Here is an 11027-nt window from a genome sequence, read left to right as displayed (position 1 = left end):
ACCGTCACAGCCGTTGATGTTGCTCAAATCTTGCAACTAAATCTGAAGATAATTCAGCGATCCAGTCTGTAACCAAGGCCAGATCGCATTTCTCAGCATTGTCTGATGCAATACGCGATATCAGACAAATTCTCTTAATCTCAACTAATTCCGTTAGTAAATCTGGCCTGATACATTTATTTGTAATTTTTGCGTCGTTTTTTTTGAGCGCACAATAAAATTTCAGCCAAGCACCATTTTGTTTTTTACCTTTCATCATGAATACTCTTTTCAAAATAAAGATAGGAAGTATTCCCCGGTGTTTAATGAAAAGACGACAATTGTTTAGAAAATGCCAGAATCTGCTTAGAATGTTCTTGTATGTTGCAGCATCACTTGCGGTTTAATTACTCGAACATATATTAGCGCACTCAAAAAAAATTGATAGAAACAAAATCACTTTTAACTGCATTTACACAGTCGATGTGTATTAACCTATTTTTTTACTCATTTTTGCGCAAATGAAAAGCTACGAATCAGTCACAATCAGAATCATCCGTAATAAAATGTCTGAAAAACACATCAGTTATAATGAATTGTCGGCAAAAACGTCTATTAGCGTGTCAAGACTTCGTCGCTGTTTGGAACAATGGTCTGATCAGTCAATGACGCTGTCAGATTTGGGTAAGATTTATCATGCTCTGGGGATAACGTCGGACCTTAATAAGCACCCGGAATTGTTGTTACTAAGTGACGAGGCAAAAACACAGCTCTGTGCGATGATTAAAATCATCAAGACGGCATAACGGCAAAAAAAAGGTGCCTGAACACTTTAGCCCGACAACATCGAAAAGGCGGGACCAGCCCGCCTCCAGTCGAGGATTCTTGACATCCTCCCCGCCCTGAAGGACGGGCTTTACGGCACACCGGGTAATATGTCTATTTCTTCACCACCCTAGTCTGCTTCCGGCACGCCCGCCGCGTATCCCGCAACAGCGACAAAAGCATATGTGCAGTGTCAAACGCACTGGCATAGCTGCGGTCCAGTTCCGGAAACAAATTGCGCAGATGTGGCCACATCGTATGTTCCAGATATTCCACTGTACCAAACAGTGCATTTAGCTGTGAAACGGCGCAACCACTGACAGTCAGCACCGGTTCAGAAGCTTCAAAATGCAGTGTGGTCGGATGTGGCACGGAATCAGGTGTGACGAGCAGTGAAGGCGTGCCGCCGCAGCCCCTGGCACTGCCCGAACGCTCGCAAAAATAACAGTCCTCCAGCCTTTCAAACACTTCCCATGCCTGGTCAGTTTCGAGCATTTTCGCATGGCGGGCAGCACCGCGTTCTGTCCAGAGAATGAGGGTGCGAGCTTTGGGGGAAATTTGCAACTGACTATTAGTCAGTCGCAAACTTTTCAGTTCTTCACGGATGGCTTTATAATAGTGCTTTCCTTCAATGAAGCGATCCACATTTCTCTTATGATTCTGCTGGATGTTATTCACATCAACGCGATAGAGCTGCGCAAGCAATTCAGTTGTGATAACAGGAATCTGATTGTGCGTGATCGGGGCAAGGCTTTCGACTGAGATTTCATTTTGCATGGGATTTACCTTTTCAGTTAGGTTAATCACCACCGTCAGGTGCAAATCATAGGGTGGTGAGACGTACAGGGTTTGCACTACCGGCTGAAAAGGACCCGGCCAGCCTTTCGGCTGCCCCGCACGCCCCACCATAATTTTGATGTGACTGTGCTTTGCGCATAAAAAAACCACGCCTGGCGTGGTATGCGCCTTTTCAGATAACCGGGGTGCAAATCCCGACAGCCGATTTTGCGGCTGCACGGGAACTATAGCCCCGGACAAATAAGGCTGTCAATTCTATCCCCATCGAAAAGGCGGGACCAGCCCGCCTCCAGTCGAGAATTCGCAATATGTCTATTTCTTCACCACCCTAGTCTGCTTCCGGCACGCCCGCCGCGTATCCCGCAACAGCGACAAAAGCATATGTGCAGTGTCAAACGCACTGGCATAGCTGCGGTCCAGTTCCGGAAACAAATTGCGCAGATGTGGCCACATCGTATGTTCCAGGTATTCCACTGTACCAAACAGTGCATTTAGCTGTGAAACGGCGCAACCACTGACAGTCAGCACCGGTTCAGAAGCTTCAAAATGCAGAGTGGTCGGATGTGGCACGGAATCAGGTGCGACGAGCAGTGAAGGCGTGCCGCCGCAGCCCCTGACACTGTCCGAACGCTCGCAAAAATAACAGTCCTCCAGCCTTTCAAACACTTCCCATGCCTGGTCAGTTTCGAGCATTTTGGCATGGCGGGCGGCACCGCGTTCTGTCCAGAGGATGAGGGCGCGAACATTTCGAGCGATTTTTACAGAGTAGCTTTGAGATACTTTGTGCTTAAACTCCCGTAATTCTTCGCTTTCCAGTAAAAAATAATGCTTACCTGCGATAAAACGATTTTCGTTACGGGTGTAATTTTGGCGTATACGCACCGGTTCGGTTTCGTATAGATTAGCAAGCAATTCGGTTGTGATAACAGGAATCTGATTGTGCGTGAGCGGGGCAAGGCTTTCGACTGTGATTTCATTTTGCATGGGATTTACCTTTTCAGTTAGGTTAATCACCACCGTCAGGTTCCAAGCTTAGGGTGGTGGGACGTACAGGGTTGGAACTACCGGCTGAAAAGGACCCGGCCAGCCTTTCGGCTGCCCCGCACGCCCCACCATAATTTTGATGTGACTGTGCTTTACGCATAAAAAACCACGCCTGGCGTGGTATGCGCCTTTTCAGATAACCGGGGTTCCAATCCCGACAGCCGATTTTGCGGCTGCACGGGAACTATAGCCCCGGACAAATAAGGCTGTCAATTCTATCCCCCCGGAGACCCTCAACTGCTTAGCCTTCGTCAACCGGGCCAAAGTTCATCCTCAGAATGAGGAATCTTCTCTGATAGCCTGCCGTTTTTGTAAATCAGCGCTGTTTCGGCGCAATAACTCAGACTGCTCCCTCGCAGTAATATGTCTATTTCTTCATCGCCTCCCTCAAAACCTCTGGATTTCAGTTCAAGTTTTAACCTGCGCCGCTCCGGCCCCGTACAGTTATTGACAGAACTCCAAGGGGCGGCGTTGCCGCCTGAAAAGCCAGCCTCCGCTGACGCTTCGGCCAGTTTGGCGACCTTTTCCCACTTAACCAGACGGGTAACAACCTCAGAATCAGGAAACTGCGGTGAATAGATACCCTGCACCCTCTGAATATCTTCACCGTATTCACTTGCTGCTTCAGTGATTTCGTAGCAAAGGCGAACGAGTAAATCTTTTCGCGCAACCAGTGGCCCACCCTGGCACATGGTGTACGAAGCCCAGCAACTCGCCACTGATGCCGACGCAAGCACATCGTCCATCTCTTTTGTGAGTAAGTGAGCATCACCAAGCCTGCGAAGTTCACGCCAGACAGAAACGGGTGCACCGCCCAGCTGCTGAAACTGACGGATACGCCAGCGTGATGCCCACGCGTTAACGCGCTTTGCCACTTCTTTCATGGGCTGCCCAGAGTCTTTATCTATTTCGCCATCAAGCGCAAAACCGTCGATATTTTTTGAAATGTACTTAGCGATATATCCGGTAGCAGAACCCTTACGCGGATCTATAGCCTTGTAACAGAAACGGGCCTTACGGGCTTTATAACCTCTGAGTTCATGGGCGTCTTCTTCACATGCATAGCGATGAATGATTCGGCGTATTGCTTTTTTATCTTCAGGCCGCATGAAAACCAGTAAATGCCAGTGCGGCGTCCCATCGTGATGCGGCTCCACAACGCGAAAACCAAAATAGCGCAAATTGTTTCGCCCCAACGCGGCGCGGACTTTCTCCCACACCTTACATAAGTATTTCTGAGTATCTTTAGGGCTGGCTCCATCCCACTGTGGAATCAGCCCTCCTTTGCTGTATGCGGAGTGAAAACGGGAAGGTGCAGTGATTGTGTAGAACTCTCCAATGTAGCCCTGCGCCTCTGCCAGCTCTTCAAATCCACGCATACGCACCATAAGTTCACAGCGCCGAATCGCCGGGTTAGCCACGCTTCTGTAGACCATGTCCGCCATAGACACGCGATCACCCGCGTCGTTAACAAGGTCGAATTTACTGAAGAATTCGGCATTTTTTTTCTTTTGCTCAGTCCACTCAGTAAGCGCACCGCGCGAAACATAGGGTGACGCGGATCGCTGCACCTGTCCGACAGCAATTGACATGTGCTCACGCTGAATGTCCCGCATGCGCTTAAGACGGGCGCGCCACCACTCAGGCGCTGTCATTCGCAAAAGGCCCGACTGCGCTTTACGTAACGCCAGCTCGCCTTTGCTGGCACCGTATTCCGCCCAGTAAGGCGGCTGCGTGCCTGTCAACGCAGCCAGCTCAGCCACATAGCGATAAGTAACGCGGGTTACAGTCAGCTCATCCGCTTCATGCGGCAGTGAAACCTTGCTAACAAAATCGGCCATGCTTAGCGAAAGGAAGGAGGCGACTTTATAGGACAGGTTGCGCAGCTCCTGCCGGTCCAGCCCTGGCAGGCGATCAAGCTGTTTGATGAAAGGCAGTTCATGCTGTGCCGCATCGTTAATGCGGTAGCGGCTGCGGACAAGCTGCAGGCGTGGTAATACATTCTGGCCTACTGTCTGGCGAAGAAATGCATTAGCTCGGCGACGGCCATTTTGTGCAGGAAATATTTTGGCGTAACGGTCAGCAAAATAACCGGCAAGGTAATCCGGCATTTCATGTAAGAAAGGGCTGCGCCAGTCGTGGTCTTCGGGATTAAGATTCCATAACCGACGCTCTGATAGAGACATGCCAGCAGGCGCAGACATGCCAAAAAACTCACGCCGCTGACGATCTACGGCGTGGTATTCACCCTGTAACAGATCAGGCTGCACTTCAGACATTAGCAACCTGCTCCGCTTTCAGCTTTTCAAATGCAACCTGGGTCTGCTCCGCAAGGCGTCGCGTTTCACTGACGAATGCGGCGAACGTATCCATATTGCCATGAAGCACAAGCCGCCCGGTGACGTCCGAAATGAGATCACGCAGCAGCAAAATCTTGCTGCTGTAAATGGCCATAGTCAGCGGCACATGCTCCCTGACACCCTCGACTTCCATCCAGCTCAGTCTTTCCAGCGCAACAAGCGCGTCTTCGCCTGGCTGTTTATTTCTGATTGCACGAAGGAAATAAACATCATCAATTTTGACTCTCATAGCGCTGCGCCCTCCGTTTTAACGGATGGAATTCCCACAGCGATAATCTCAGGCGCATTACTGCTTCCGCCGGTAGCGGCACCAACGGAACGGGCAACAGAAATCTTATGCAGATAAAAACGGCGGTGACCATACTGGGAATGCGTCATATCACTGTCGCTGTTTGAAGCTATTACCGGGTTACCTTTATCTGCAAGGCTCTCCAGCATGGCTGCTAACCGCTGCTGACAGGCCGCGTCAAAGTCAGCTGAATGATATTTGGTAAAACTGCTTTTCCCTGCTGCAGGGTTGTACGGCGGATCGCAGTAAATCACATCACCTACACCTATCAACCCCAGCGTTTCAGTGAAGTCAGCACAGACGAAAGATGCGCGCTTTGCCTTTGCAGCAAAAGCGCGGACCTCGCTTGCAGGAAAGTAAGGCGATTTATATTTTCCAAATGGGACGTTAAATTCGCCCCGCAGGTTATAACGGCACATCCCGTTATAGCCGTGGCGATTCAGATAAAGGAAGCTGGCAGCCAGTTCTACAGCCGATAAAGCACTGTGATTAAGACGGGCGCGTACACAGTAATAAAACTCGCCGCGCTGTGATTCACTTCCAACACTTCCAGCAGCAAACAGCGTTTCAAGCTCAGTCAGAAGCGCATCTGTGTGGTGCGCCATCATGACATACGCATTAACCAGCTGATGATTCGCATCGGCGATCAGATATGCGTCATAGTCCGTGTTCATCATGACAGCGCATGAACCGGCAAACGGCTCAACAAGTCGCTTACCGGCTGGCAGATGCTTGATAAGCTCGGGCATGACACGGGTTTTACTCCCGGCCCACTTAAGGGGCGGTTTCACTGCCATAACGCACCGCCTTTATTGTTGATGAGTTCTGATTCCTGACGGAGTAGCTCAACAATTTCAGCGGCCGAAAGACCATTGTTAACAGCATGTGTCGCCATTCGATCTAGGCGACCAGAAAATCTTGCGGCCACATCCCTGCCGCCCTCTTTGTATGCCTGCCGGTAAAGTTTCTGTACCTGCCCGGTGCTGTCTTTGATCTGTTTCTCTAAGTTCTGGCGGATCATTCTCATGGCGTTTTCTCCATTTAAGGACGCACGAATCCCCGGCTATCCGATGGAAAGCCGAAAATCGTGCGACAGGTTATTAGTGTTTAAACAGCGAACTGAGGATCAAGGAACGGAAAGGTTTCACTTGCATCTGCGACTGGTTTGGTGATGACAGCAGATGTAATTCATAAGATAGGCTCCACCATGAACGGATAAGCGCCACAACGGGCGATACTCCGAGGAAGCCAGCAGCAAAGTAAATCGCGCGGATTGCGCTCAGTGCTTCTGTCTGCTGCATGTGGGATTCTGCTTCGCGAAACGCACGGCACCAGAAAGCAGAACTTACCAGCAGCCACTGTATTTTGTCGTCCAGATGGATCGTGTCATTGAAGACGAATTGTTTTAACGCGACCGTGCTGCCTTCGGTGTCACACTTGCTCAGGAAGAACTCTGCATAATCCGGGTTAACTCCCCAGTCGCGGAAATCTTCAAGTAGCCCCTTTTTCTCAACAGTGATGATATTCATAACACTTCCTCAGTGGGCGCGATTGTCAGCGGGTTTGCGCAGCTGCTGCCGCGCCTTTATCAGTTCATGTACTGGTGTCCCCGGTACGGTAGGGACTGATCGCGCTGCGTGTAGCGCGCTAGGTGATGGTTTCTTTTCCTGTTGAAATGCCAGCGGCCCCAGCCCCTTGAACATTTCAACCATGCACTTCAGACGCTGCAGGCCACGCTTAATCTGATGTAACTCGTGGTCAGTGAACTGGCTCCACGAATAACGGCAGTGACGCGTTTTCAAACCTGCGGCGTGCAGAATGATTCCGCGCTGATGTTCGCTAAGCCGTTCCCAGACGCTGTATGCCTGTGTGCTGTGACCAGAAACCATCTGGCGCAGCACGCCCAGCCATTTTTTATCGCTTGCCTTCATGCTTTGCCTCATGATTCTTAAGGGTTAATGCTGGATTCCAGCGGCGACCGTCTGGTAACTGAATCCACCCGTGACCAAAACTTGGTAACTGCGGAGGTTTAGCCTGATTGGTCAGGTGACGAACAAAAACAATCATGATGACCTCGCAGTTTTATTCGTCTTTTCATATGAATATCTGACGTAAAACGTCAGCTCACATGCACCATCAGCCAGATTGATTGGCTTTACCGCCTTTACTCCATACTCAGAGTACCGACGACGAAAAGAAACAAAGACCCCCTGAGCTTTACCACTCCCTTTTTTCATAATGCACCTCACGCAGTGATGCCAGGCATGGAGGCGCTTACCACATCAACGGCAGCAGCCAGCACTGGCACGATTTGAAAACGACTTTCAACGGAATAGACGAGTAAAGACAGGCTGCGGATAGCATCACTGGCTCTGTTAAGAATCTGATTGCGGCGTGCAACAGTCATCTTTTCCGTTGAAACCGCTTCCCCGGCGATTACCCCGACGCTGGCCACAGCAGTTAATGCACAAAACTGCATGTTTTCAGGTCTGGCATTATTGACCGGTACAGAAGGCTGGCAATTAATCTGCCGCAGAAAACCATCTAGAATGGTTGGGTCTTCGGTGAGATCGATGATTGCCAGAAGTTCAGGTAATGTCAGTTGGTGCGACTGGTCTGGATTCAGCTTGTTGCGCAGTGTGGCCGGTTGCATTCCTGCTTTTTTAGCCAGCTCTGTGACGTTGTGTGCCAGTGAAAACTGGCGGCAGGCATCATCAAGATGGTTTCGTACTGAAACTTTATAATCGTACATGATTCGCACTCTACTAATTGATAACCTGGAATTACGCGTTAAACGAAACGTTGCATTCGCTTAATGCCATTACGGTTAGGGCAGCCATATTGACTTCAACCAAGCCCTTTTTCTGTGCACCTTTAGGCTTGATTGGCAGCTTTCCGTATGAAATTAGGTTTTCAGCAGTGCTTTTAGACATGCCAGTGCGGCGGCAGTACTCATCCAAAGGGATGTAGGGATCAGGAATCACGATTGTAATGTTCGGGCGCATAATGCAAACTCCATTCGTTTGTGGACACGCCAATGCCCACCAGTATCAGCCAATATTCGCTTTAATATACAACACGGAGTGACTCTAATTCGACTAAATCGAAATTTCAACATAAATTTCGACCTAGGCGAACGATCATAATCAAATGAGTAAATTCCCCTTTGAACAGATAGGGCACAGCAGCGCGGTTCTTGACCGCATTGTTGAGGCTTACGGATTCACCTCGAAGTTGCAGCTAGCTGATCACTTTCAAATGGCTGCTAGTAGCCTGTCAGCCAGGTTCAAGAGGGGTATTTTCCCTGCGGACATGGTGATCAGATGTGTCGCGGAGACAGGAGCAGGTCTTGAGTGGCTGTCTACAGGTAATGGAAAGAAGTTTAACGACGAAGAATTGGACGTTCTGAAGTTGCCACGCAGCAAAATCGTAGACGGCCAAATGTATGAAGCCGGATTTTATCTACTGGATAAAGTGTCATTTCTGCCCGGCAAACCGATTCCTCAAGATGCGATATGTGTAATTGATTCATTCACACAGTACATAGTCGACCGCCATTACTCTGAAATCTATGACGATGATTGGTTGGTTGAAATTGAAGGGAAAGTCAGCGTTAGAACATTAACCCGAATACCTGTTAAGAAGGTTCGAGTTAGTGGCGTGGGAATGGCTTTTGATTGCTCTATAGAAGACATAAACGTGTTGGGACGCGTTGCACTTACAATAAAATAATAACGAATATTAAAATGATAGACTACAAAACAGCATCCAAAGAAGATTTAAAGCAAGAAATGAAAAGGCTTGCTTCTGTTGTTTCAGATGCACCTTTTGGGACAAAAAAAGAGTTCTATCACCTACCTGAGATACTTGGATTTGGTGAAACCCCTTTAGCTATTGCCAGTGGAATGATGAATAACAACACTTGGTTAATTACTCTGACTAATAAACGTGTGATTTTTCTAGATAAAGGAATGCTTTACGGAGTAAAACAAGTAGACATCAACTTGAACAACATCGTGAGTGTTGGTGGTAAAACCGGCTTACTGCTGGGTGAAATCATGATTTCAACTAGCGGCCAGAATTACACCATCAAAAATGTTATGAAGGATTCAGTAATTCCTTTCACTAACTTAGTGAACGAGACTCGCAATAATCAGAACCAATCAAAAAAACCAGAACAGCAACAACCCAAAACATCACTATCGTTTGATGAACAAATGGCGAAGATCGAACGCCTTGCCGAAATGAAAGAAGATGGAATTCTTACAGATGAAGAATTCCAAGTTCAAAAACAACGAATTCTGAATGGTTAATTTATGCCAGTTCGCAAGCAATCCGATGGGCAGTGGATAGCCGATTTTTATACTGTCGATCGGAGCAACGGTAAAGAAGGCAAGCGCGTCCGTAAAAAGTTTGCAACTAAGGGGGAAGCGCTTGCTTTCGAAAATTATACCTTGCAAAAAATTGACGACAGCCCTTGGCTCGGTGAAACCAAGGAACGGCGTAAGTTAACTGACTTAGTGCATCTTTGGTTTGAACGACACGGCATAACCCTGCGAGATGGCGAGAAACGGAAAAGCTCAATGTTATGGGCAGCTGAATGTATGGGGCACCCATTAGCAACTGAGTTTACCGCGCAGTTGTTCACTGCTTATCGAGCTAAGAGGTTAGACGGCCAATTTGCTCGCACTAAGCGTATCAGCCAAGTTTCACCACGAACAATGAATCTTGAGCACGCCTATTTTTTAGCGGTCTTAAATGAATTAAAACGGCTCGGAGAATGGTCAGCCCCCAACCCATTGGAGAACGTCCGCCAATTTCGCACTGATGAAAGTGAAATGGCTTATTTAACTGAGGAACAAATTGACTTGCTTTTAGCTGAATGCCGAAACAGTAGCGCCAAGGATTTAGAAATAATCGCGAAAGTGTGTCTAGCTACTGGTGCACGTTGGGGTGAGGCTGAAAGCCTGAAACGCAGCCAAGTATCAGCAGGAAAGATCACCTTTATAAAAACCAAAGGTAAACGCAATCGCAGCATTCCTATTGATTCCGAATTGACTGACGAACTGCCGAAGAAAAACGGGAATTTGTTTTCACCTTGCTATTATGCATTTCGCTCCGCACTTGAACGTGCAGGCATAGACTTACCCGCAGGACAGTTAACTCATGTTTTGCGGCACACCTTTGCAAGCCATTTCATGATGAATGGTGGAAATATTTTAGTACTGCAAAAAATCCTCGGACACACCGATATTAAGATGACTATGAGGTATGCGCACTTTGCCCCTAACCACCTTGAAGAGGCATTGCGACTGAACCCATTAAAGTGTCGCAAAAGTGTCGCTACAACCTAAGAATATTGGGTTATATTGGTGGATATTGGTTTGCTAACTCACTGATTTTTAGCTAACCCATTGATTATCGCTTGAGGTCTATGGTTCTCATAATCGCTTGGTCGCTGGTTCAAACCCAGCAGGGGCCACCAAATTTTAGTAGTAAAATCATATAATTAGCCCGCTTATTTGAAGCGGCCTTTTTGTTTTCACTGATGCGCTGTCCCCTTTTTGTCCCCCCAGGAAAACCAATACGCTAGTTGGGTAGTGTCAATTTGGATTGCTGAAGTTGGTCGCATCAAACCTTACATGCCCTTATGAAGCATTTTTTGAAGGTGCTTTTTACCAGCATCTACCTGCATGTCCTTCCAGCTACTGTAAGTAGTGTTTTGCGTTATG

16 protein-coding genes are annotated in these 11027 nt (G+C 48.2%); 4 read left to right on the top strand and 12 right to left on the bottom strand.

What is annotated here, in order from left to right; genetic code table 11:
* Positions 1-4: 4 nt before the first annotated feature.
* A complete protein-coding gene (locus H2P46_RS19595) occupies positions 5-259 on the bottom strand; it encodes a hypothetical protein (RefSeq protein ID WP_193406513.1) in 255 nt (84 codons plus the stop codon).
* 241 nt (positions 260-500) lie between these two features.
* On the opposite strand from H2P46_RS19595, the gene H2P46_RS19590 reads away from it, so the two are divergent.
* Positions 501-785 (top strand): helix-turn-helix domain-containing protein, encoded by a 285-nt coding sequence (locus tag H2P46_RS19590; RefSeq protein ID WP_193406512.1) that lies wholly within the window; start codon positions 501-503, stop codon positions 783-785.
* A gap of 133 nt (positions 786-918) precedes the next feature.
* Here the strand turns inward: H2P46_RS19590 and H2P46_RS19585 are convergent, their stop codons facing one another.
* From H2P46_RS19585 to H2P46_RS19535, 11 genes are all read right to left on the bottom strand, one after another.
* Entirely contained in the window at positions 919-1581 is a 663-nt protein-coding gene (locus H2P46_RS19585; RefSeq protein ID WP_193406548.1) for an ORF6N domain-containing protein, read from the bottom strand.
* 333 nt (positions 1582-1914) lie between these two features.
* Complete coding sequence (locus tag H2P46_RS19580; protein WP_193406511.1) at positions 1915-2586, bottom strand: ORF6N domain-containing protein; 672 nt, start codon at positions 2584-2586, stop codon at positions 1915-1917.
* Between the two features lie 311 nt (positions 2587-2897).
* A complete protein-coding gene (locus tag H2P46_RS19575; RefSeq protein WP_193406510.1) occupies positions 2898-4925 on the bottom strand; it encodes a replication endonuclease in 2028 nt (675 codons plus the stop codon).
* A complete protein-coding gene (locus tag H2P46_RS19570; RefSeq protein WP_193406509.1) occupies positions 4918-5235 on the bottom strand; it encodes a DUF5405 family protein in 318 nt (105 codons plus the stop codon). The genes H2P46_RS19575 and H2P46_RS19570 overlap by 8 nt, the downstream gene beginning before the upstream one ends.
* Positions 5232-6092, bottom strand: coding sequence for a DNA adenine methylase (locus tag H2P46_RS19565; RefSeq protein WP_193406508.1), 861 nt, complete (start codon positions 6090-6092; stop codon positions 5232-5234). Before H2P46_RS19565 ends, H2P46_RS19570 begins: the two co-directional genes overlap by 4 nt.
* Positions 6083-6322, bottom strand: a complete 240-nt coding sequence (locus H2P46_RS19560) for a DUF2732 family protein (protein WP_238939040.1) — start codon at positions 6320-6322, stop codon at positions 6083-6085. Before H2P46_RS19560 ends, H2P46_RS19565 begins: the two co-directional genes overlap by 10 nt.
* A 73-nt stretch (positions 6323-6395) precedes the next feature.
* Positions 6396-6824 carry a hypothetical protein gene (locus H2P46_RS19555; RefSeq protein WP_193406507.1) on the bottom strand — a complete coding sequence of 143 codons (429 nt, stop codon included), beginning with the start codon at positions 6822-6824 and terminating at the stop codon, positions 6396-6398.
* Positions 6825-6833: 9 nt separating this feature from the next.
* Positions 6834-7226, bottom strand: coding sequence for a hypothetical protein (locus tag H2P46_RS19550; RefSeq protein WP_193406506.1), 393 nt, complete (start codon positions 7224-7226; stop codon positions 6834-6836).
* Complete coding sequence (locus tag H2P46_RS19545; protein WP_193406505.1) at positions 7210-7362, bottom strand: phage filamentation protein Fil family protein; 153 nt, start codon at positions 7360-7362, stop codon at positions 7210-7212. The genes H2P46_RS19550 and H2P46_RS19545 overlap by 17 nt, the downstream gene beginning before the upstream one ends.
* A 178-nt stretch (positions 7363-7540) precedes the next feature.
* Entirely contained in the window at positions 7541-8047 is a 507-nt protein-coding gene (locus H2P46_RS19540; protein WP_193406504.1) for a phage regulatory CII family protein, read from the bottom strand.
* A 31-nt stretch (positions 8048-8078) separates the two neighbouring features.
* On the bottom strand, positions 8079-8300 hold the full coding sequence (locus tag H2P46_RS19535; RefSeq protein ID WP_182687415.1) for a helix-turn-helix transcriptional regulator: 222 nt from the start codon (positions 8298-8300) through the stop codon (positions 8079-8081).
* A gap of 145 nt (positions 8301-8445) precedes the next feature.
* On the opposite strand from H2P46_RS19535, the gene H2P46_RS19530 reads away from it, so the two are divergent.
* Genes H2P46_RS19530 through H2P46_RS19520 form a run of 3 tightly spaced genes read left to right on the top strand, consistent with a single transcriptional unit; the run spans position 8446 to position 10649 of the window.
* Positions 8446-9027, top strand: coding sequence for a phage repressor protein CI (locus H2P46_RS19530; protein ID WP_193406503.1), 582 nt, complete (start codon positions 8446-8448; stop codon positions 9025-9027).
* A gap of 14 nt (positions 9028-9041) precedes the next feature.
* Entirely contained in the window at positions 9042-9608 is a 567-nt protein-coding gene (locus H2P46_RS19525) for a PH domain-containing protein (RefSeq protein ID WP_193406502.1), read from the top strand.
* A 3-nt stretch (positions 9609-9611) separates the two neighbouring features.
* Positions 9612-10649 carry a phage integrase gene (locus H2P46_RS19520; RefSeq protein WP_193406501.1) on the top strand — a complete coding sequence of 346 codons (1038 nt, stop codon included), beginning with the start codon at positions 9612-9614 and terminating at the stop codon, positions 10647-10649.
* Positions 10650-11027 lie beyond the last annotated feature (378 nt).

The organism is Mixta mediterraneensis, from assembly GCF_014946725.1.
Classification (GTDB): domain Bacteria; phylum Pseudomonadota; class Gammaproteobacteria; order Enterobacterales; family Enterobacteriaceae; genus Pantoea; species Pantoea mediterraneensis.
This window is presented reverse-complemented; position numbering and strand designations above follow the sequence as displayed.

Excerpts from the sequence above, each read along its gene's own strand:
- H2P46_RS19520 (WP_193406501.1), top strand. The coding sequence starts at position 9,612 with ATGCCAGTTCGCAAGCAATCCGATGGGCAGTGGATAGCCGATTTTTAT.
- H2P46_RS19535 (WP_182687415.1), bottom strand. The coding sequence starts at position 8,300 with ATGCGCCCGAACATTACAATCGTGATTCCTGATCCCTACATCCCTTTG.
- H2P46_RS19575 (WP_193406510.1), bottom strand. The coding sequence starts at position 4,925 with ATGTCTGAAGTGCAGCCTGATCTGTTACAGGGTGAATACCACGCCGTA.
- H2P46_RS19540 (WP_193406504.1), bottom strand. The coding sequence starts at position 8,047 with ATGTACGATTATAAAGTTTCAGTACGAAACCATCTTGATGATGCCTGC.
- H2P46_RS19570 (WP_193406509.1), bottom strand. The coding sequence starts at position 5,235 with ATGAGAGTCAAAATTGATGATGTTTATTTCCTTCGTGCAATCAGAAAT.
- H2P46_RS19550 (WP_193406506.1), bottom strand. The coding sequence starts at position 7,226 with ATGAAGGCAAGCGATAAAAAATGGCTGGGCGTGCTGCGCCAGATGGTT.
- H2P46_RS19595 (WP_193406513.1), bottom strand. The coding sequence starts at position 259 with ATGATGAAAGGTAAAAAACAAAATGGTGCTTGGCTGAAATTTTATTGT.
- H2P46_RS19525 (WP_193406502.1), top strand. The coding sequence starts at position 9,042 with ATGATAGACTACAAAACAGCATCCAAAGAAGATTTAAAGCAAGAAATG.
- H2P46_RS19545 (WP_193406505.1), bottom strand. The coding sequence starts at position 7,362 with ATGATTGTTTTTGTTCGTCACCTGACCAATCAGGCTAAACCTCCGCAG.
- H2P46_RS19590 (WP_193406512.1), top strand. The coding sequence starts at position 501 with ATGAAAAGCTACGAATCAGTCACAATCAGAATCATCCGTAATAAAATG.
- H2P46_RS19560 (WP_238939040.1), bottom strand. The coding sequence starts at position 6,322 with ATGAGAATGATCCGCCAGAACTTAGAGAAACAGATCAAAGACAGCACC.
- H2P46_RS19580 (WP_193406511.1), bottom strand. The coding sequence starts at position 2,586 with ATGCAAAATGAAATCACAGTCGAAAGCCTTGCCCCGCTCACGCACAAT.
- H2P46_RS19585 (WP_193406548.1), bottom strand. The coding sequence starts at position 1,581 with ATGCAAAATGAAATCTCAGTCGAAAGCCTTGCCCCGATCACGCACAAT.
- H2P46_RS19565 (WP_193406508.1), bottom strand. The coding sequence starts at position 6,092 with ATGGCAGTGAAACCGCCCCTTAAGTGGGCCGGGAGTAAAACCCGTGTC.
- H2P46_RS19555 (WP_193406507.1), bottom strand. The coding sequence starts at position 6,824 with ATGAATATCATCACTGTTGAGAAAAAGGGGCTACTTGAAGATTTCCGC.
- H2P46_RS19530 (WP_193406503.1), top strand. The coding sequence starts at position 8,446 with ATGAGTAAATTCCCCTTTGAACAGATAGGGCACAGCAGCGCGGTTCTT.